We start from the raw sequence: 20,782 nt of genomic DNA on the forward strand, positions 1-20,782 counted from the left end.
GTCCTTATCATGCGCGTACTGCTTGCCTGCTTCCTGATTGCCCTGGCTGCTCCGGCCTGGGCCGACACCGTGTGGTTGAACAATGGCGACCGCCTCAGCGGTGAAATCATCCTGCTCGACGGCGGCAAGCTGGCGCTCAAGACCCGCTATGCCGGCCAGGTGCTCATCGACTGGAAGGATATCGACACCCTGAGTTCGGACAAGCCCCTATTGGTGCGTCGCAGCGGTTTCGACAACGAGCACAGCGAAAGGTTGGCGGCCGCCGGCAGCGGAATGGTCCGGGTGCAGGGGGCGCGGGAATACACCCTGCCGCTGGCGCAGATCACCCGCCTGGTGCCGCCACGACCGTTGCTGGAGGATAACGTCTGGGAGGGCAACCTCGACGCCAAGCTGGACATGAAGCGCAACCAGAACGATGTCGATGAATGGAAGCTCAAGGGCAACACCCGCGTGGAGCACGGGCGTTGGCGCCATGTGCTCAGTGGCGAACTGGAGCACGAGACCAAGAACGACAGAAAGGTCGAGGACAACTGGGAGCTGGAATACGACCTCGACCGCTTCTTCACCCAGCACTGGTTCTGGCGAGGTGGCATCGAGCAGAGCGAGGACGAGTTCGAGTCCATCCAGCGGCAGCGCATCGTCGGCACGGGCCCCGGGTATCGCTTCTGGGACGACGAGCTCGGCCGCTTCGATCTGATCGCCCAGTTCAACCGGGTGCGCCTGGAGTCGGATGTCGACGACCTGGCATTCAATACCAGCTCGCTGGAACTGGACTACAAGCGCCTGCTGTGGGGGACCCGCTTCGAGTTCTACGCCAATGCCGAGTTGCAGGTTCCGCATATCGACGAGATCGACTACGTGCTCGATAGCGAGTTCGGCCTGCGCTACCGCGTCAACCAGTGGGCGCGCCTGTCGCTGCTGTACGAACTCGATCAGGTGCGTGGCCAGGGCAGGACGGTTGCCGATCGACACTATCTGATCGGTATCGGCGTGGGTTGGTGACGGCGTGCCGCCCAGCGGAACGCCGCCCGACTGAGTGCCGCCCAACGGAACGCCGCCCGGCAGATAAAGCTGAACTCTGGGTATTCCGGTCGGTCAGCTGTTGCTCTGTCGCCGGGCTTGCGGATAATGCCCGGCCTTCGCCCACCAACGCCCTTGCCCAACCTATGTCTCGCTCTACATCGCTGTCCCTGCTTGGCCTGAGCATCGCTCTGTGCAGTTCCGCTTCCTTCGCCGATACCGTCTGGTTGAAGAACGGTGACCGCCTCACCGGCACCATCCGCGTCTTCGACGGCAGCCGGCTGCTGCTGCAGACCGACTACGGCGGTTCCATTCCGCTGGACTGGAAGAAGATCGCCACCCTGGAAAGTGACCACGAGCTGCTGGTCAAGCTCGGCCCGCTCGAGGGGGAACGAGCCAAGTCGCTGTTGGCCGCCGAGCCGGGCAAGGTGACCCTGGCCAACGGCGAGGCGCCGAAGACCGTCGAGCTGGCGCAGATCGAGCAGATCATGAAGCCCAAGCCGCTGGTGGAGGATTTCGTCTGGAAGGGCAACGTCGACCTCGGCCTGGACTACAAACGTGGCGAGCGCGACTCCGACGACTATGACGTTGATATCAAGACCCAGGCGCGCCACGGACGCTGGCGGCACAACGCGCTGGCCGACTACAACCGTGAGTTGAAGGACGGTGTGGTCAGCACCGACAACTGGAGTGCGGAGTACGCGCTGGACCGCTTCCTCAACGAGAAGCTGTTCTGGCAGGGGCGCTTCGAGTACAAGCGCGACCGCGTCGAGGAGGTCGAGCGTCAGCGCACCATCGGTACGGGTCCGGGTTACCAGTTCTGGGATGACGAGCTGGGTGCCTTCTCCGTCGCCACCCTGGCCAACCGCAGCGACTACCGCTACAGCAATGGTGAGCAGGACCGCTTCTACGCGCTGAGCGTGAAATGGGATTACAACCGCTACCTGGTCGGCAAGACCGTCCAGCTGTTCAGCGTCGGCGAGGTCGGCCGGCCACTCAATGGCGCCGCCGAATACAGCCTGGATGCCGAGGTCGGCCTGCGCTACAAGGTCACCGACTGGGCATCGCTGAACATGAAGGCGGAAAAGGACATCGTCAGCGGCGCCGAAGGCGACCTGGACGAGACCCGCTATACCCTGGGCTTCGGCGTCGGCTGGTAAGACCCGTCGCGAGCCCGCTGCAACGAAAAAGCCCGCGACCTGGTCGCGGGCTTTTCTTTACGGCGGGGTCACGCGTCTTCGAGGTCGCGGTTGCGCCAGCCGGCACCGCCAGGGAGCAGCAGGTTGAGCAGCAGCGCGCTGATGGCGCACAGGGAAATTCCCGACAGGGCGAACTCCTGGCCGCCGATGACCATGCCGCCGATGCCGAAGACCAGGGTCACCGAGACGATGATCAGGTTGCGTGCTTCGGACAGGTCGACCTGATGGCGGATCAGGGTGTTCAGGCCCACCACCGCGATGGAGCCGAACAGCAGGCAGAGGATGCCGCCCATCACCGGCACCGGAATGCTCTGCAGGGCCACGCCGAACTTGCCGATGAAGGCCAGGGCGATAGCGAACACGGCGGCCCAGGTCATGATCTTCGGGTTGTAGCTCTTGGTCAGCATCACCGCGCCGGTCACTTCGGCGTAGGTGGTGTTGGGCGGGCCACCGAACAGGCCGGCGGCCGAGGTGGCCAGGCCGTCGCCGAGAAGGGTGCGGTGCAGGCCGGGCTTCTTCACGAAGTTCTTGCCGGTGACGTTACCGATAGCCACCACGCCGCCGATGTGCTCGATGGCCGGTGCCAGCGCGACCGGCACCATGTACAGGATGGCGCCCCAGTGCAGCTCCGGCGCGATGAAGTTGGGCATGGCGATCCAGGCGGCCTGGCTCACGGCGCTGCTGTCGATCACGCCGAGCAGGGCGGCAATCGAGCAGCCAACGGCGATGCCGGCGAGAATCGGTACCAGACGGAAGATGCCACGGCCGAGCACGGCGACCAGCACGGTGGTGATCAGCGCCGGCATCGAGATCAGCATGGCGGTCTGGTACGGCACCAGTTCCACGCTGCCGTCACCGGCCTTGCCCATGGCCATGTTCACCGCGACCGGCGACAGCGCCAGGCCGATGGAGATGATCACCGGTGCGATCACCACCGGCGGCAGCAGGCGGTCGATGAAGCTCGGGCCGCGCAGTTTGACCACCACCGACAGCAGGATGTAGACCAGGCCCGCAGCGATGATCCCGCCCATCACGGCCGGCAGGCCGAACTCGCCCTTGGCGGCCAGGATCGGTGCGATGAAGGCGAAGCTGGAGGCGAGGAACACCGGCACCTGGCGTTTGGTCACCAGCTGGAACAGCAGGGTGCCGATGCCAGCGGTGAACAGCGCGACGTTGGGGTCCATGCCGGTGATCAGCGGCATCAGTACCAGCGCGCCGAAAGCCACGAAGAGCATCTGTGCGCCGGAGATGCCCTGGCGCCACAGCGGATCGTTGAATTCCGTCTGCGACATGTCAGGCGTCCTTCTGCTTGGTGCCGAAAATCTTGTCGCCCGCATCGCCCAGGCCCGGGATGATGTAGCCGTGTTCGTTCAGGCACTGGTCGATGGAGGCGGTGAAGATGGTCACATCGGGATGCGCCTTCTCGACCGCTTCGATGCCCTCGGGTGCAGCGACCAGGACCATGGCGCGGATGTCCTTGCAACCGGCTTTCTTCAGCAGGTCGATGGTGGCGACCATGGAGCCGCCGGTGGCCAGCATCGGGTCGATGATCAGGGCCAGGCGCGAGTCGATCTCCGGTGCGAGCTTCTCCAGGTAGGTGTGCGCCTCGAGCGTCTGCTCGTTGCGCGCCACGCCCACGGCACTGACCTTGGCACCGGGAATCAGGCTGAGCACGCCGTCGAGCATGCCGATGCCGGCGCGCAGGATCGGCACGACGGTGATCTTCTTGCCGGCGATCTTCTCGACCTGCACGGCGCCCGCCCAGCCTTCGATCTCGTAGGCTTCCAGCGGCAGGTCGTTGGTCGCCTCGTAGGTCAGCAGGGCGCCCACTTCCTGGGCCAGCTCACGGAAATTCTTGGTGCTGATATCGGCGCGGCGCATCAGGCCGATCTTGTGACGGATCAGCGGATGGCGGATCTCGCGAGTGGGCATGGGCTGGGATCTCCAACGGGGCTCTGGGAAAAATCGCGTTAGATTAAAGCATTGCTCGTGCCAAGTGGTGGGTGACTTGCGGGTCACGGCACACGGCGTCCTGCATGGGCTACGCTGGTCAGGCGAGACTTGGCAAGCGCTGTCCAGGTCTGTACCTTTGCCCGCTTTTATTTGACGACTCGATCAGCTTTCAGGCTGTTCAGCGCCACTCATCAGCCCGATCAAGAGAGAACGCCATCATGTCCGCCGATCTCGCGCACATCCGCCAAGTCATGGCGGAAGCCGACTGCCTGTTCACCGACGCCCAGGTCGAAGCGGCCATCGACAAGGTCGCCGGCCAGATCAATGCCGAACTGGCCGAGAGCAACCCGGTGGTGTTCTGCGTGATGAACGGCGGGCTGATCTTCTCCGGCAAGCTGCTGCCCAAGCTGAACTTCCCGCTCGAGGCGTCCTACCTGCACGCGACCCGTTACCGCAATGAAACCAGCGGTGGCGAACTGTTCTGGAAGGCCAAGCCGGAAGTCTCGTTCATCGACCGCGACGTGCTGATCATCGACGACATCCTCGACGAGGGGCATACCCTCGGCGCCATCATCGACTTCTGCCACCATGCCGGTGCCCGTGCCGTGTACACTGCGGTGTTGATCGACAAGGAGCATGACCGCAAGGCGCGCCCGGACCTGAAGGCCAACTACGTCGGCCTGCAGTGCATCGACCGCTACATCTTCGGCTACGGCATGGACTACAAGGGATACTGGCGCAACGCTGCCGGCATTTTCGCGGTCAAGGGCCTGTAAGCCGCTGCCCCGCTTTGGGCGTGTGCCATGCGCGCCTAGGCTTCCTGAGGTTTTTCCCCCAACCAGCGCAACGCCTTCGCGCGCGCCTGTGCCAGGTCGCGCACGTAGGCCAGTTCGCCTTCGCGGCGCAGCACCCCGGCGCGACGCAGCTGCAGGCGCACCTGAGCCGTCGCGCCGCTGAGGATCAGCGCCACGTTCTGCTGCCGATAGTCGCGCAGGACGTTGTCCAGTGCGGCCAGGGCCGTCATGTCCAGCAGCGGTACGGCGGTGATGTCGACGATCACGATGCGCACCCCCGGCGTGAAGCGGCGCAGCACGCTCAGCGCCTTTTCCGCCGCACCGAAGAACAGCGGGCCACGGATGGCGTACGCCAGCACGTGCTCGGGCAGGTCCTGCAGGACCTGGCGCTGCTGACGGTTGAGGCTCGCGGTGTCGGTCAGTTCGCTCATGCGCTTGATGAACAGCCCGGCGGCCAGCAGCAGGCCGACGCCCACGGCCAGCACCATGTCGAACAGTACCGTCAGCACCAGGCAGACGAGCAGCACCAGCACATCGCTGCGCGGCGCGATGCGCAGGGTGTGCAGGACATGCTGCGGCTCGCTCATGTTCCACGCCACCATCAGCAGCAACGCCGCCAGCGCCGCCATCGGCAGGTAGCTGAACAGCGGCGCCAGCAGCAGGATCGCCGCCAGCACCACACCGGCATGCACTAGGGCGGCCAGGGGCGAGAAGGCACCGGCGCGCACGTTGGCAGCGGTGCGGGCGATGGCGGCAGTAGCGGTGATGCCGCCGAAGAAGGGCGCGGCCAGGTTACCCAACCCCTGGCCGATCAGTTCGGCATTGGGGTCGTGCTTGCTGCCGGTCATGCCGTCGGCGACCACGGCGCAGAGCAGCGATTCGATGGCGCCCAGCATGGCGATGGCGAATGCCGGGGCCAGCAGCTGGCGGATCAGTTCGAAGGACAGCGTCAGGGGTTGGCCGTCGGCGCCGGGCAGGTTCCAGGGCAGGGCCAGGTCCGGCAGGAACGGCGGGATGCCGGGGTATTCGACGCCATCGAGCTGATAGCTGAAGCGCTCGCCGAGTGTCGCCACGGGCAGCCCGAGCTGTTCCAGGGCAATGGCCAGTAGTGCGCCAAGCGCCAGGGCGACCAGGTGCGCGGGGACTTTCGGCACCAGGCGCGGCCAGATCAGCAGCGTTGCCAGGGCCGCTGCGCCGACCAGGCTGTCGCCCGGTTGCAGGCCGGGCAGGGCCTGCGCCAGCAGCTTCAGTTGTTCCAGCAGGTGATGGGGTGTGCTGGCCAGGTGCAGGCCGAACAGGTCCTTGATCTGCAGGATGGCGATGACGATGCCGATGCCGGCGGTAAAACCCAGTGTCACCGGGTAGGGCACGAACTCGATCAGGCGTCCGGCGCGCAGCAGTCCCAGGGCGATCAGAATGGCTCCGGCGAGCATCGTGCACAGCAGCAGGCCGCCCAGGCCGTACTGCTGGGTGATCGGCAGGAGGATCACCACGAAGGCGGCCGTGGGGCCGCAGATGTTGAAGCGCGAGCCACCGCACAGGGCGATCAGCGGCGCCGCGATCAGGACGGTGTAGAGGCCGTGCTGGGGCGCCACGCCCACGGCGATGGCCAGCGCCATGGCTAGGGGAATGGCGATGATACCGACCGTCAGGCCGGCGCTCAGGTCGCCACGCAGGGCCTTCCACGAATAACCGGCGCGCCGGGTCTGGCGCCAGGCGGCGAACAGCGGTAACGATTGACGTGACATACTGGCTCCAGGGTGGCTTGGCGCATTATAAGAGCCAGGATGCCGGGCGCGGTATGACCTAGGTCGGCTGTTGCGGCAGTCGTGCCGGTGTTAGCGTGTCCGGCTGCGCGTTGAGCGGCGCCCGGCTCGGCGGTACACTGCCGGCCCTCTGTAATGCTGGCGGGAGCAGGCGATGCGTAAAGACAAGAAGCAGGTGATTGGCGAAGAAATCAGCGATGACTCGATCAAGCTGTTCCTTGCGGTGGAACCGGCGGACGCCACGCCGCCGTCGCTGCACAAGCTGGTCAAGGCCTACCGTGGCCTGCGTGTCGATGACTTCGAGCGCTTCGTGGGCTTCTTCGTGGCCGCCGGCCATGATCTCGCCGCGACGGATGCGCAGGGCAACGACTTCGTTGCGCTGATCCAGGACCAGCGCAATGCCGAGCCTTACATCGAGGTGATCAAGGCCGCGCGCGGCTGAGGGTCTTGCAGAAAAATGCCCGCCTCCCTGGGAGCGCGGGCATTTTTTATGGCCTGCGGAGCAGGAATCCGGGGCAATAAAAAACCGGCCACAGGGGCCGGTTTTTCAAGAACCTGTCGCGATCAGGCGGCAGCAGCTTCGCCCAGCGCCTTGATGTGCGCGTTCAGGCGGCTCTTGTGACGAGCGGCTTTGTTCTTGTGGATGATGCCTTTGTCAGCCATGCGGTCGATGACCGGAACGGCTGCGGTGTAAGCGGTCTTGGCAAGCTCGAGATCCTTGGCAGCAATAGCCTTGACCACGTTCTTGATGTAGGTACGGACCATCGAGCGCAGGCTGGCGTTATGGCTACGGCGCTTCTCAGCCTGTTTGGCGCGTTTTTTGGCAGAAGGTGAGTTGGCCACCGTCAAGCTCCTCGAAAACTGGGGGGTTTACACAAATTAAGGCCGCGAATCATGCCGACATGACTATCGGCTGTCAAGTCCGCGGGTGCTTTTCGCCGCTGGCCTGACCAGCGGTGGCTCGCTACACTCGACGCTTTTGCGAGCGGCGGATTGTCCACGTTCGCCGCCGTTCGGAAAAGCCCTGACCTCCATGAATCTGCTCAAATCCCTGGCTGCCGTCAGCTCTCTGACCATGGTTTCCCGCGTGCTGGGCTTCGTGCGTGACACCATCATCGCCCGCACCTTCGGTGCCGGTGTGGCGTCGGACGCCTTCGTCGTGGCCTTCAAGCTGCCCAACCTGCTGCGTCGCATCTTCGCCGAGGGCGCGTTCTCCCAGGCCTTCGTACCCATCCTGGCGGAGTACAAGATGCAGCAGGGCGAGGAGGCCACGCGCACCTTCGTCGCCTATGTCTCCGGCCTGCTGACGCTGGTGCTGGCGCTGGTGACCGCCATCGGCGTACTGGCCGCCCCCTGGATCGTCTGGGCCTCGGCGCCGGGCTTCGCCGAGGACGGCGAGCGCTTCGGGCTGACCGTCGATCTGTTGCGGGTGACCTTTCCTTATATATTGCTGATTTCCCTGTCCTCGCTGGCCGGCGCCATCCTCAATACCTGGAACCGCTTCTCGGTGCCGGCCTTCGTGCCGACCCTGCTCAACGTCAGCATGATCGTCTTCGCGCTGTTCCTGACCCCCTATTTCGACCCGCCGATCATGGCGCTCGGCTGGGCGGTGCTGGCTGGTGGCGTGGCGCAACTGGTCTGGCAGCTTCCGCACCTGAAACGGATCGGCATGCTGGTCCTGCCGCGGCTGAATTTCTCCGACCTCGGCGTGTGGCGGGTGCTGAAACAGATGGGGCCGGCGATCTTCGGCGTCTCGGTGAGCCAGATCTCGCTGATCATCAACACTATCTTCGCCTCGTTCCTGGTGGCCGGCTCGGTGTCCTGGATGTACTACGCCGATCGCCTGATGGAGCTGCCCTCCGGGGTGCTGGGCGTGGCGCTGGGGACCATCCTCCTGCCGGCGCTGTCCAAGACCTACGCCAGTCGCGACCGTGAGGAGTACCGGCGCCTGCTCGACTGGGGCCTGCGCCTGTGCTTCCTGCTGGTGCTGCCCAGTGCGCTGGCGCTGGCGGTGCTGGCCGAGCCGTTGACCGTGTCGCTGTTTCAGTACGGCAAGTTCAGCGCCACCGATGCGCTGATGACCCAGCAGGCGCTGATCGCCTATTCCATCGGGCTGCTCGGCATCATCCTGGTGAAGATTCTCGCGCCCGGCTTCTACGCGCAGCAGAACATCAAGACGCCGGTGAAGATTGCCGTGGTGACGCTGCTCTTCACCCAGCTGATGAACCTGGCGCTGGTCGGCCCGCTGGCGCACGCCGGCCTGGCGCTGGCGATCAGCCTGGCGGCCTGCCTCAACGCCGGCCTGCTGTACTGGCAGCTGCGCCGCGCCGACATCTTCCGCCCGTTGCCCGGCTGGGGGCTGTTCCTGTTCAAGCTGGTGCTGGCAGTGGTGGCCATGGTCGCGGTGCTGCTGGGCTTGCTGCAGGTCATGCCGGCCTGGGCCGATGGCGAGATGCCGCTGCGCCTGTTGCGCCTCGCGGGGCTGGTGGTCGCCGGCCTGATCACCTACTTCGGCATGTTGCTGCTGCTGGGATTTCGTCTGCGCGACTTTGCCCGACGGGCGCTTTGACGCCTGTTGTGCATGGCGTGCTGTGCGTATAATCGGCCACTTTGTGAACAAGAAGCGTGCTATGCAGCTGGTTCGAGGTCTTCATAACCTGCAGTCCCAGGCGCGGGGCTGTGTGGTCACCATCGGTAATTTCGACGGCGTTCATCGTGGGCACCAGGCCATTCTGGCGCGCCTGCGTGAGCGTGCCGCGGAGTTGGCCGTGCCCAGTTGCGTGGTGATCTTCGAGCCGCAGCCGCGAGAATTCTTCGGCCCGGATACCGCTCCGGCGCGCCTGACCCGCCTGCGTGACAAGCTTGCCCTGCTGGCCGCGGAAGGCGTCGACATGGTGCTGTGCCTGGCCTTCAATCGCCGGCTGCGGGAGTTGTCGGCGGCCGAGTTCGTGCAGCGCGTGCTGGTCGACGGGCTCAAGGTCAGGGACCTGGAGATCGGCGACGATTTCCGCTTTGGTTGCGACCGGGCCGGCGATTTCGAATTTCTCAAGGCGGCTGGCCAGCGTCATGGCTTCAGCGTCGATGCCTCGACCACGGTCGAGGTGCGCGGTGGCCGGGTCAGCAGCACACGCGTGCGCCAGGCGCTGGCCGATGGTGATTTCGAACTGGCCGAAGCCCTGCTGGGGCGGCCGTTTCGCATCGTCGGGCGGGTGCTGCACGGACAGAAGCTCGGTCGCCAGCTGAATGCCCCCACTGCCAATATCCAGCTCAAGCGGCGCAAGGTGCCGCTGACCGGCGTCTATCTGGTGAGCTGTGACGTCGATGGCGTGATTCAACCAGGCGTCGCCAATATTGGCGTGCGCCCCAGCGTTGCCGGTGACGGTAGCGCCCATCTGGAAGTACACCTTCTGGATTTTGCCGGCGATCTGTATGGCCGGCGCCTCTCGGTGGCTTTCCACCACAAGCTGCGTGATGAGCAGCGTTTCGCCTCGCTGGAGGCTTTGAAGGCGGCAATTGCCGCCGATATTGCAACTGCCCGTGAATATTGGCAGAGCCACCCGCTGATGAAGAGTCCGACATGACCGATTACAAAGCCACGCTGAACCTGCCCGACACCCCCTTCCCGATGAAGGCTGGCCTGCCGCAACGCGAGCCGCAGACCCTGCAGCGCTGGATTGATATTGGCCTGTACGAGAAGCTGCGCAAGGCGGGTGAAGGGCGTCCGAAGTTCATCCTGCACGACGGCCCCCCCTACGCCAACGGCAGCATTCACATCGGCCACGCGCTGAACAAGATCCTCAAGGACATCATCACCCGTTCCAAGACCATGGCCGGCTTCGACGCGCCGTACGTGCCGGGCTGGGACTGCCATGGCCTGCCGATCGAGCACAAGGTCGAGACCACCTTCGGCAAGAACCAGCCGGCCGACCTGACCCGCGAGCGCTGCCGTGCCTATGCCGCCGAGCAGGTGGAAGAGCAGAAGGCCGGTTTCGTCCGCCTTGGCGTGCTGGGTGACTGGGACAACCCCTACCTGACCATGAACTTCGCCAACGAGGCCGGCGAGATCCGCGCCCTGGCCGAGATGGTCAAGAACGGTTTCGTGTTCAAGGGCCTCAAGCCGGTCAACTTCTGCTTCGACTGTGGCTCGGCGCTGGCCGAGGCCGAAGTCGAGTACATGGACAAGAAGTCCGAAGCCATCGACGTTGCCTTCCCGGTCGCCGATGCCGACAAGCTGGCCGCCGCCTTCGGTCTGGCCAGCCTGAGCAAGCCGGCCGCCATCGTCATCTGGACCACCACGCCCTGGACCATCCCGGCCAACCAGGCGCTGAACGTGCATCCGGAATTCACCTACGCCCTGGTCGACGTCGGTGACCGCCTGCTGCTGCTGGCCGAGGAAATGGTGGAAAGCTGCCTGCAGCGCTACGACCTGCAGGGCGAGGTGGTGGCCACCGCGCCGGGCGCGGCGCTGAACCTGATCAACTTCCGCCACCCGCTGTACGAGCGTCTGTCGCCGGTGTACCTGGCCGACTACGTCGAGCTGGGCGCCGGTACCGGTATCGTTCACTCCGCACCCGCCTACGGCGAGGACGACTTCCGTACCTGCAAGGCGTACGGCATGAGCAACGATGACATCCTCAACCCGGTGCAGAGCAACGGCGTGTACGCCGAGTCGCTGCCGTTCTTCGGCGGCCAGTTCATCTGGAAGGCCAACCCGGCCATCGTCAGCAAGCTCGAAGAAGCCGGTGCGCTGCTCAAGCACGCCACCATCAGCCACAGCTACATGCACTGCTGGCGCCACAAGACGCCGTTGATCTACCGCGCCACCGCGCAGTGGTTCGTCGGCATGGACAGCCAGCCGAAAGAGGGCGGCACCCTGCGTGAGCGCTCGCTGGCGGCCATCGAACAAACCAAATTCGTCCCGGCCTGGGGCCAGGCGCGCCTGCACAGCATGATCGCCGGGCGCCCGGACTGGTGCATCTCGCGTCAGCGCAACTGGGGCGTGCCGATCCCGTTCTTCACCCACAAGGAGAGCGGCGAGCTGCACCCGCGCACCGTCGAACTGATGGAAGAGGTGGCGGGGCGCGTCGAGCAGGAGGGCATCGAAGCCTGGTTCAAGCTCGACGCCGCCGAGCTGCTGGGCGCCGAGGCCGAGCAGTACGACAAGAGCCGCGACACCCTGGACGTGTGGTTCGACTCCGGCACCACCCACTGGCACGTGCTGCGCGGCTCCCACGCCGACCTGGCGCACCGCAGCGGTCCGGTGGCCGACCTCTATCTGGAAGGTTCCGACCAGCACCGCGGCTGGTTCCATTCCTCCCTGCTGACCGGCTGCGCCATCGACGGCCACGCGCCGTACAAGGAACTGCTGACCCACGGCTTCACCGTAGACGAGCAGGGCCGCAAGCAGTCCAAGTCGCTGGGCAACGTGGTTGCGCCGCAGAAGGTGATCGACAGCATGGGCGCCGACATCCTGCGCCTGTGGGTAGCATCGACCGACTACTCCGGCGAGATGGCCGTTTCCGACCAGATCCTGCAGCGCAGTGCCGATGCCTACCGCCGCATCCGTAACACCGCGCGCTTCATGCTGGCCAACCTCAACGGTTTCGACCCGGCCAGGGACCTGCTGCAACCCGAGCAGATGCTCGACCTCGACCGCTGGGCGGTGGACGCCACCGCGCGCCTGCAGGACGAGCTGACCGAGGCCTACGGCGAGTACCGCTTCTGGAACGTCTACTCCAAGGTGCACAACTTCTGCGTGCAGGAGCTGGGCGGCTTCTACCTGGACATCATCAAGGACCGCCAGTACACCACGGCGGCCGACAGCGTGGCGCGTCGCTCCTGCCAGAGCGCGCTGTTCCACATCTGCGAGGCGCTGGTGCGCTGGGTGGCGCCGATCCTGGCGTTCACCGCCGAGGAAATCTGGCAGTTCCTGCCGGGTGAGCGCGCCGAGTCGGTGATGCTGGCCACCTGGTACGAGAACCTGGCGCGTCTGCCGCAAGGCTTCGAGCTGGATCAGGCCTATTGGCAGCGCGTGATGGACGTCAAGGGCGCGGTCAACAAGGAACTGGAGGCCATGCGTGCGAGCAAGACCATCGGCGCCAGCCTGCAGGCTGAGGTCACCCTGTTCAGCGACGACGCCCTGAGCGGCGATCTGGCCAAGCTCGGCGACGAGCTGCGCTTCGCACTGATCACCTCCGCTGCCACCACCGCGCCCCTGGCGGATGCGCCGGCCGATGCCGTCAGCACCGAGGTGCCGGGCCTGAAGCTGAAGATCGTCAAGTCCGCGCATGCCAAGTGCGGTCGTTGCTGGCACCTGCGTGCCGACGTCGGCAGCCACGCCGCGCATCCGGAACTGTGCAGCCGCTGCGTGAGCAACATCGAGGGTGACGGCGAGGTGCGCAAGCATGCCTGAGTCTTCGCGTTTCGGGCACTTGCCCTGGCTGCTGCTGAGCGTGCTGATCCTGGTCGTCGACCGGGTCAGCAAGGACTTCTTCGAAGGCAGTCTGAGCATGTACCAGCGTATTCAGGTCATCCCTGACTACTTCGACTGGACCCTGGCCTACAACACCGGCGCGGCATTCAGTTTCCTGGCGGATGCCGACGGCTGGCAGCGCTGGTTCTTCGCCGCCATCGCCATCGTGGTCAGCGTCGTGCTGGTGGTCTGGGTCAAGCGTCTCAAGCGCCACGAAACCCTCCTCGCCGTGGCACTGGCCATGGTCCTGGGCGGTGCGCTGGGTAACCTGTACGACCGCGTCGTGCTCGGTCATGTGGTCGATTTCATCCTGGTGCACTGGCAGAACCGCTGGTTCTTCCCGGCGTTCAACCTGGCCGACACCTTCATCACCCTCGGCGCCATCCTGCTGGCACTGGATATGTTCAAGAGCGACAAGTCCACGAAGGAGGCTGCGCAATGAGCGACGTACGCATCGGCCCGGATCGCGAGGTCACCCTGCATTTCGCCCTCAAGCTGGAAAACGGCGATGTGGTCGACAGCACGTTCGACAAGCAGCCGGCCACCTTCAAGGTCGGTGATGGCAACCTGTTGCCGGGCTTCGAGCAGGCGCTGTACGGCTTCAAGGCCGGCGACAAGCGCAGCGTGCAGGTCCAGCCGGAGCAGGGCTTCGGCCAGCCCAACCCGCAGAACGTGCAGGTCATGCCGCGCAGCCAGTTCGAGGGCATGGAGTTGTCCGAGGGCTTGCTGGTGATCTTCAACGACGCCGCCAATACCGAGCTGCCGGGTGTAGTCAAAGCCTTCGACGACGCTCAGGTGACCATCGACTTCAACCACCCGCTGGCTGGCAAGGTGCTGCAGTTCGATGTGGAAATCATCGAGGTCAAAGCGCTCTAACCGGTCGTGCTGACCCTGTAGGAGCGGCTTCAGCCGCGAGCTCTTCTTGCAGCCTGCGCGTATTCCGCGCAGGCTGCGACTTTCGGGATCACTCAAGTGCCTTGTGCCGATCCTTCGTTTTATCGCGAGACGCCTTGTATGCATATCAAACTCGCCAATCCCCGTGGCTTCTGCGCCGGTGTCGACCGCGCCATCGAGATCGTCAACCGTGCCCTGGAGGTATTCGGTCCGCCGATCTACGTGCGCCATGAAGTGGTGCACAACAAGTTCGTGGTCGAGGACCTGCGCGCCCGTGGCGCGGTGTTCGTCGAGGAACTGGATCAGGTGCCGGACGACGTCATCGTCATCTTCAGTGCGCACGGTGTTTCCAAGGCGGTGCGCGACGAGGCGGCGAATCGTGGTCTCAAGGTATTCGACGCCACCTGCCCGCTGGTGACCAAGGTGCACATGGAAGTGGTGCGCTACAGCCGTGAAGGTCGCGAGTGCATCCTCATCGGCCACGAAGGACACCCGGAAGTCGAGGGCACCATGGGCCAGTACGACGCCAGCAACGGTGGCGCCATCTACCTGGTGGAGGACGAGGCGGACGTCGCCGAATTACAGGTACGCGACCCGCAGAACCTGGCGTTCGTGACCCAGACCACCTTGTCGATGGACGATACCAGCAAGGTGATCGACGCCCTGCGCGCCAGGTTCCCTGCCATTGGCGGGCCGCGCAAGGACGACATCTGCTATGCCACGCAGAACCGCCAGGACGCGGTCAAGCAGCTCGCCAGCGAGTGCGATGTGCTGCTGGTGGTCGGCAGCCCGAACAGCTCCAACTCCAATCGCCTGCGCGAACTGGCCGAGCGCATGGGCACGCCGGCCTACCTCATCGACGGCGCCGAAGACCTCAAGTCCGAGTGGTTTGACGGTGTGGCGGGGGTGGGTATCACTGCTGGCGCCTCTGCCCCGGAAGTCCTGGTGCGCGGCGTGGTGGAACAGCTCCGCGCCTGGGGCGCAGAAGGGGAGTGCGAACTGGAAGGGCGGCCGGAGAACGTGACGTTCTCCATGCCGAAGGAGTTGAGGGTTAAGGCGCTATAGTCGCTGCTAGGAAAAAGACGGCCCTGAGGCCGTCTTTTTCGTTACTCCGTAGAAAATCACCAGTGCTTGCCGATGCGCGTTTGCGCTCGGCAAGCCCGCGCGCTTCTTCAGGTGACGACTTTCTGGGCCCTAACGCCAGCAGTCGTCAACGCTGCTGCTGCTGCCACTTTTGCCTTTCACCCCTTGGGCGTTGAGCGTCAGGTTTGCGCATTTGGTATCACGCGTCTGCACGCCTTGAGGCGTGGCGGTCAGCGTATAGCCGCCGCCGTTGCCAGCAATACTGAGCTGATACTTGCCGGTCGAGGACGTGGTACTGGCCAATCCCAGCTTCGCCGAATCGGCAGTGCTGGTGACATAGCGGTTGGTTTGAGCGTAGTAGCGCTCCTGTCGGGCGGCCGCATCATTGAGCAGCGCCATGCCTTCCGAGCGATTGCTCCTCAGCACGTACTCCTGATAACTCGGATAGGCGATGGCGGCCAGGATCGCGACTATCACCACGGTAATCATGACTTCCAGCAAGGTAAAGCCTGCTGCTGTCTTGAAGCTCATTCGTCATTCTCCGGAAGAATTTGCCAGTTCTGCCGGCCCGAAACGGTCGGACCGAAGTTTACGACGATGGGGCTGCCATCGGTGCTGAACAGCCTGTTGTCACTCAGCGTGAATCCGCCAGCCGAGGTTGGGATACCCGACACACTCGCACCCTGATAGTTGTCGCTGGCACCTACCACTCCATCGTTGTTCAGGTCGAACACGGCGAAGTTGGTTCGCCCGCCGGTGAAGGGGTTGATGCCATACGTCCAGCCTTTCAGATCGGCCGCGCAGGGATCAACGGAGGGCGTGATGGTTCCGGCGAACAGCACCTGGCCACGCGCGAACATCTCGTTGACGATACGCTCGCCGTCGCCACTGTTGCCAGTCTTGAGGTCGAGATACCAGCCATACTTGCCACTGCTGCCGTTGAACCAGCTCAGGGGATTGTTGCTCAGCGTGCGTACCTGCCGAGAGATGGTTGTGTCTCCGTTCTGGAAGGTGGCGTTCTGTACAGTGATGCTCTGCGCCTGCAGATCCAGTCGATCAATGTCCGGGGCTGCTGCGGTTTCCTCGCCCCTGGTCTTCATGTCCCAGATGCCATACAGCGTCTGGACCAGTGCGTTCTCTTCACTGCTCTTGTCCGCATCACGGAAATAGCGCCCGGTGCCGAACATCACGATATAGCCATTCATGCTCGGGTGGCGAACCAGCGAAGGCGGCGCGGTGATGGACTGGATCTCGTCGCTGGCACTGCGGGCGAGGTACAGCGGCGTGCCGTCGTAGGAGACCTTGAAGTCGCTGACACTGGCGCTGCCCCGCTCGAACGGATTCGCCTTGCTCGTGTCGATCAGGTCGAAACGCCAGAGATTGCCCTTCAGGTCGCCGGCGTAGACATAGTCGGCAAAGCCATCGCTGTTGTTGTCCGCGACCCTGACACTGGACAGGCCATTGTCGGTATCGGTTTCCTTGGTGGGCAGCTTCTTGATCAGGGTGCCGTCGGCAATATCGATCAGCAGCAGTACGGCGCGACCGCTGGGACTGTCGTAGCCGTTGCCGGTGACGACGGCCCACTGGTCGCTATGGAGCTTGGCGACAGTGGGGGTGGGGAAGCTGTAGCCCATGTCGCTGGGCGTGTTCGCCGGAGCGTCTGCCGGAATGTCATCGCCCAGATTGAACTCCCAGAGCAGGCTGATGGCATTCGGATCGGTGATGTCGAGTGCGAAGAGCGAGCGGCCGCCAGCCCGCAGGGTGCCAACGAGTACCGTGCGCCATCCACCGTTGATGTAGACGTCACGAACCACCGGGGTGCCATCGACATAGAACTTGTGGGCGCCCCCCTCTTCGTTGAAGTCAGGGTCGGTCAAGCGGTACAGCTCCGGAATCACCGCCGTGGGGACGAAGGCGAACTGCTCGACGCCGTTGTCATCGAACGCATGCAGCATGCCATCGTTGGCACCGATATAGATACGCTTGCTGCGGCTCTTCTGGGTCTCGGCAAACTCGGCGTAGTCGCCACTCGGTTCGATGCTCTCGGCCAGGTAGGTTAGGTACTGTGCGCCACCGACCGAGACCGGGCTGGAGTTGATGATGTCGCCCAGCAGCGAGTCGCGGCGGCGGAAGTTGGCATTCGGTGTGCCTTTGACGAAGGCCAGTCGATCCTGCCCCAACTGGAGGGCAGTGGCGCTGAGCTGGTCCGAGTCATCCCTGGTCGCAGGGCTGCCGGTGAGCAGGTCGGTGGCCATCGCGGCCTGCAGGTCGACCAGTTGCTCGGCATTGTTGTGCGCTTCGCGGTCAGCCAGGTTGTTCCAGGTCAGGTCCTGCAGTGTGCCGTCGGTGGCGGCCATGCGAATGTTGCGACCCGCAGCGGTCAGCTTCGCCGAGGCGCTCCAGTCCTGGGTCAGGTTGCCTGACTCGTCGACGCTTTCCTTGATCAGGTCGCCACTCCAGGTCTCGACCTTGTAGTCGGTCCGGTAGATGGACCTGCCGTCTGACTCGTTACTCGTGGCATTGAACTTCTCGTCGACGCCCGGGCTGGTCACCGAGTTGTTGGATTGACCGATATTGTTGAACGCCTTGGTCAGTTGCTCTTTGAGGGTCAGGGCGTTGGTGACCAGGAAGTAGTTGTCCGGGTCGCCACTTATGTCTGCCGGGTCGCGCTCCGGCATACCGTATTTGGCGGCATACCACAGCGGGCTCTTGAGCAACTCGGCATTGCCGGCGCTGGCGGACGGGGTGAAGGTCCGCGTAGCGCTGGGTGGCAGGCCGGCGCACTCGGCGCTGTTGTAGTTGGTGCTGACGGTACACCAGCCGGCCGGGCGGCCCGGCGGCGTGTTCAGTCGATAACGGGTCTGGGCTTCGCAGTTGCCACGGTCGCCGCTATTGACCGTGCCGTCACGCAGGTCGCAGATCTCCAGGTAGATACCGTCCGTTTCGGCGCCGGTGCCCGAGATCACGTAGCCCATGTGCTGCGAGATGCCGCCGGCTGCATACTCGGAGAAGAGATCGACCTGCAGTTCGCCAGCCTCGGTCACCGACAAGGTATAGCGAGCGATGGCGTCCATGTCATGGTCTGCGCCCTGCTCGACGTCCTCGTAGTTGATACGGAACACGGCATAGGGACGGCCCCCATTCAGATCCAGGTTCCTGTCACTGCCCTCCGGGTCGGTATTGGCGATGTCCTGTACGTAGAAGTCGACGATCTGGTCGGTTGGCTGGAAATCTGCAGTATTGCTAATGCCGCTACCTGCAACCGACTTGGCGAAGGGGACCAGCGTGATGCGCTGGTTGCCGACCGGGAAGTCGATCTTCGGCAGCGGCGAGGCCAAGGCGACCGCATAGGTTTGCAGCGCCTTGTCGCCGCCGACCGGGTTGGTGGCAGCAAAGCGAGCGACACCCGCAGAGTAGTAGGTGCCTTGCTTGCTCGGCTCCTCGGGCGAGAGGCCGCGTACGCTGGACAGGCCATTGATCGTCTTGGCGGTCGGCGCGCTGTCGGCGACGCCATTGGATTCGCCGATGAAGATCTGCTTGCCGGTCAGTCCTTCGGCCACGCCGATGGCGTCGGTCTCGGTGGAGACGTTCAGGCCACTCAGCGACTCCGGGTCGGCTGCGTTGGAGAAGGCCTGGCCGTTGGCTTGCCAGGATGTCTTGCCGCCGGGCACCTTGACGTCATAGGACGGATTGATGTCGCTGATCACCGTCATGGCTGGAACCGAGCAGGCCGGATAGCCGTTGCCATCGTTCCCGCCAGCGGAGTAAGGGGCTACCCAGGTAGGCTTGGGCAGCCCGAGGGTCTGGTCGGGCCCGCTCGAGTAGTCGTAGGCCGCTGTCGCGCCGCTGGCTCCGGCAAAGTAACGCAGCGTCTCATACATCATCTCGGCAACCGGATTGCCCCACATGTAGCAGTTGCTGCTTTGCGACATCGGGCTGGTGGTGATCCAGCCGCATCCATACGTGTTGTCATTGTATCTGTAGTCATAGATGCGTAGCTTGTTGATGGTGGCGACGATTCCGTTGCGCAGCGGCGCCGGGTTGTTGATGGCGTTGTCGCAATAGCTGGCGCTGGATGCACAGAACTGACCGGTATAGGGGTCCAGTTCACGCAGGAAACTGCCCATGTTGGTGCGCAGCGTACCGCCGCTCATGTTCTTGGCGTAGGAGCCGGTGAGCAGGCCGAAGTGCATTCGGTTGGTCTCACCGAAGTCATGCAGGATCCCGGTCGGTTTTACCGCGCCACTGCCGTACACCTTGCAGGTGCTCTCGCGCAACGTCGTGTCGCCGGGTGGGCAGACCTCGACCCGCACGTTGTAGTCGGTCATGGTGCTCGGGGCACTGTCCGGCAGTTTCCAGTAGAGCCCCCAGTTGTCGCCACCACTGCCTTCCTCATGACGGAAGGTGAGGGAGTAGGCCTGCCCCCCGATCAGCGAAATGCTACCGGAGTGGCTGTTGAGGCTGCTGTCGGAGTTGCTGCTGCCGTGGCCGTTGTACCAGTCGGCGACCCGCGTACTGTTAACGAAGAAGTCGACGGCATCGTCGCCATCGACGGCGAAACTGTAGTTGCCGGTGCTGGGTGGTGTGAAGGTCGCGGTGATCAGGCTGTGGTAATTGTCGTCGGTGCAGCCGTTACCACTGAACGGGTTGCCGTTGGTGCCCTTGTAGATCTGTGCGGCCGGGCCGCTGCCGCAGCGGTCCCTGTTGCGATGGTTGTCGAACAGACTGTCCATCTGGCTCTGGTTGCTTGGGCTGGCGGTGCTGTCTTTCCAGGTGGTGACGGTCACGTTGCTCAGCACGTCGGCCGGTACCAGCGCCCAGCCGGAGGCCGAGGAACCACCCGAAGTGCACAAGACGGTACCTCCGCTGCTGTTGACGCATTTATCCATGGCTACCGGACGCTCCTTGGAGACCCAGTTCCAGATACGGAAGGAGGTATTGGTCAGGACGCGAAGTTGCGGAATCCCGGTGTCCTGGGTCAAGGACACCACTGCGAACAGATGGCGATGGCCATTGGGGGGGGAGGTCAGTGGCGTATAGCTGGCAATGTCGTAGCCATCGACGGCGACACTGTTGTACTCCTTGCCCCAGGCGTGGGCGTCATTGGGGATGTAGGCACCTTGCAGCAGGGTCTGGGAGGTGGTGTCGGTGACCCGGTAGCCGCCGTACAGCACCTTGCGCAGCGCGTCCATTCGCGAGGTGGCCAGGTAGTTGAGGAAATCCCCGCTCCACTGATCGGCGCAGGTCTTGTTGGTAGCGACGCCGGTCGGGACGAACGTGCCGTCGGTGTAGGTGTAGCAGACGTTCGAGTTGAAGTAACCGAAATAGTCTATACCGCCCTGGTCGGTGCCGAGATACCCCTTGTAGCCCGTGTCGATCACGCCATCGCCATTGAGGTCGGAGGCGTCGTTGTAGGCTTCGTAGTAGAGCTTGTGGTCACGCCCCATCACCAGCATGTTGAGCGGCGTGCTCGAGTCGCTGACGAACAGCGGCGATTGTGAGGGGCTGTTCAGGCCTGCCAGCGCGGCTAGCGGGCTACCCAGGACAACTGCAGTCAGCGCGATTGCGCTGTTCTGAAGGAAGGTGGAGTTGCGCATGCTT

16 protein-coding genes are annotated in these 20,782 nt (G+C 64.1%); 10 read left to right on the top strand and 6 right to left on the bottom strand.

Going from position 1 to position 20,782, the window contains the following annotated elements; genetic code table 11:
• Positions 1–9 precede the first annotated feature (9 nt).
• Positions 10–1,002, top strand: a complete 993-nt coding sequence (locus JLK41_RS04965) for a DUF481 domain-containing protein (protein WP_210390483.1) — start codon at positions 10–12, stop codon at positions 1,000–1,002.
• A gap of 164 nt (positions 1,003–1,166) precedes the next feature.
• Positions 1,167–2,180 (top strand): DUF481 domain-containing protein, encoded by a 1,014-nt coding sequence (locus tag JLK41_RS04970; RefSeq protein WP_134678131.1) that lies wholly within the window; start codon positions 1,167–1,169, stop codon positions 2,178–2,180.
• A 68-nt stretch (positions 2,181–2,248) separates the two neighbouring features.
• Here the strand turns inward: JLK41_RS04970 and JLK41_RS04975 are convergent, their stop codons facing one another.
• Together JLK41_RS04975 and upp are read right to left on the bottom strand one after the other, a co-directional pair.
• Positions 2,249–3,511: a uracil-xanthine permease family protein gene (locus JLK41_RS04975; protein ID WP_037046707.1), complete on the bottom strand. Its 1,263-nt coding sequence runs from the start codon at positions 3,509–3,511 to the stop codon at positions 2,249–2,251.
• 1 nt (position 3,512) lies between these two features.
• Positions 3,513–4,151, bottom strand: coding sequence for a uracil phosphoribosyltransferase (gene upp, locus JLK41_RS04980; protein ID WP_037046710.1), 639 nt, complete (start codon positions 4,149–4,151; stop codon positions 3,513–3,515).
• A gap of 239 nt (positions 4,152–4,390) precedes the next feature.
• On the opposite strand from upp, the gene JLK41_RS04985 reads away from it, so the two are divergent.
• The gene (locus JLK41_RS04985) at positions 4,391–4,948 is read left to right on the top strand and encodes a hypoxanthine-guanine phosphoribosyltransferase (protein WP_210390484.1); all 558 of its coding nucleotides are present in this window, start codon (positions 4,391–4,393) and stop codon (positions 4,946–4,948) included.
• 35 nt (positions 4,949–4,983) lie between these two features.
• On the opposite strand, the gene dauA is transcribed toward JLK41_RS04985, so the two are convergent.
• A complete protein-coding gene (gene dauA, locus JLK41_RS04990; protein ID WP_210390485.1) occupies positions 4,984–6,714 on the bottom strand; it encodes a C4-dicarboxylic acid transporter DauA in 1,731 nt (576 codons plus the stop codon).
• A gap of 172 nt (positions 6,715–6,886) precedes the next feature.
• Here dauA and JLK41_RS04995 point away from each other — a divergent pair, with 172 nt between their 5' ends.
• Complete coding sequence (locus tag JLK41_RS04995) at positions 6,887–7,174, top strand: PA4642 family protein (protein ID WP_037046718.1); 288 nt, start codon at positions 6,887–6,889, stop codon at positions 7,172–7,174.
• Positions 7,175–7,296: 122 nt separating this feature from the next.
• Here the strand turns inward: JLK41_RS04995 and rpsT are convergent, their stop codons facing one another.
• Positions 7,297–7,575, bottom strand: a complete 279-nt coding sequence (gene rpsT, locus JLK41_RS05000) for a 30S ribosomal protein S20 (protein WP_003243036.1) — start codon at positions 7,573–7,575, stop codon at positions 7,297–7,299.
• A 190-nt stretch (positions 7,576–7,765) separates the two neighbouring features.
• Between rpsT and murJ the strand changes: the two genes are divergently transcribed.
• The 6 genes from murJ (at position 7,766) to ispH (ending at position 15,163) form a co-directional block, all read left to right on the top strand.
• Positions 7,766–9,301 carry a murein biosynthesis integral membrane protein MurJ gene (gene murJ, locus JLK41_RS05005; protein WP_210390486.1) on the top strand — a complete coding sequence of 512 codons (1,536 nt, stop codon included), beginning with the start codon at positions 7,766–7,768 and terminating at the stop codon, positions 9,299–9,301.
• Between the two features lie 61 nt (positions 9,302–9,362).
• A complete protein-coding gene (gene ribF / locus JLK41_RS05010; RefSeq protein ID WP_037046723.1) occupies positions 9,363–10,313 on the top strand; it encodes a bifunctional riboflavin kinase/FAD synthetase in 951 nt (316 codons plus the stop codon).
• Positions 10,310–13,144 (top strand): isoleucine--tRNA ligase, encoded by a 2,835-nt coding sequence (gene ileS / locus JLK41_RS05015; protein WP_210390487.1) that lies wholly within the window; start codon positions 10,310–10,312, stop codon positions 13,142–13,144. The genes ribF and ileS overlap by 4 nt, the downstream gene beginning before the upstream one ends.
• Positions 13,137–13,646 carry a signal peptidase II gene (gene lspA / locus JLK41_RS05020; RefSeq protein ID WP_150608206.1) on the top strand — a complete coding sequence of 170 codons (510 nt, stop codon included), beginning with the start codon at positions 13,137–13,139 and terminating at the stop codon, positions 13,644–13,646. The genes ileS and lspA overlap by 8 nt, the downstream gene beginning before the upstream one ends.
• Positions 13,643–14,080: an FKBP-type peptidyl-prolyl cis-trans isomerase gene (locus JLK41_RS05025; protein ID WP_134678128.1), complete on the top strand. Its 438-nt coding sequence runs from the start codon at positions 13,643–13,645 to the stop codon at positions 14,078–14,080. Before lspA ends, JLK41_RS05025 begins: the two co-directional genes overlap by 4 nt.
• A gap of 138 nt (positions 14,081–14,218) precedes the next feature.
• Positions 14,219–15,163: a 4-hydroxy-3-methylbut-2-enyl diphosphate reductase gene (ispH, locus tag JLK41_RS05030; RefSeq protein ID WP_175253027.1), complete on the top strand. Its 945-nt coding sequence runs from the start codon at positions 14,219–14,221 to the stop codon at positions 15,161–15,163.
• Between the two features lie 129 nt (positions 15,164–15,292).
• Here the strand turns inward: ispH and JLK41_RS05035 are convergent, their stop codons facing one another.
• Together JLK41_RS05035 and JLK41_RS05040 are read right to left on the bottom strand one after the other, a co-directional pair.
• The gene (locus JLK41_RS05035; RefSeq protein WP_210390488.1) at positions 15,293–15,712 is read right to left on the bottom strand and encodes a type IV pilin protein; all 420 of its coding nucleotides are present in this window, start codon (positions 15,710–15,712) and stop codon (positions 15,293–15,295) included.
• Positions 15,709–20,778 carry a PilC/PilY family type IV pilus protein gene (locus JLK41_RS05040; RefSeq protein WP_210390489.1) on the bottom strand — a complete coding sequence of 1,690 codons (5,070 nt, stop codon included), beginning with the start codon at positions 20,776–20,778 and terminating at the stop codon, positions 15,709–15,711. The genes JLK41_RS05035 and JLK41_RS05040 overlap by 4 nt, the downstream gene beginning before the upstream one ends.
• Positions 20,779–20,782: the final 4 nt, after the last annotated feature.

Origin of the sequence: Ectopseudomonas khazarica, from assembly GCF_017915135.1 — a bacterium.
GTDB classification, from domain to species: domain Bacteria; phylum Pseudomonadota; class Gammaproteobacteria; order Pseudomonadales; family Pseudomonadaceae; genus Aquipseudomonas; species Aquipseudomonas khazarica.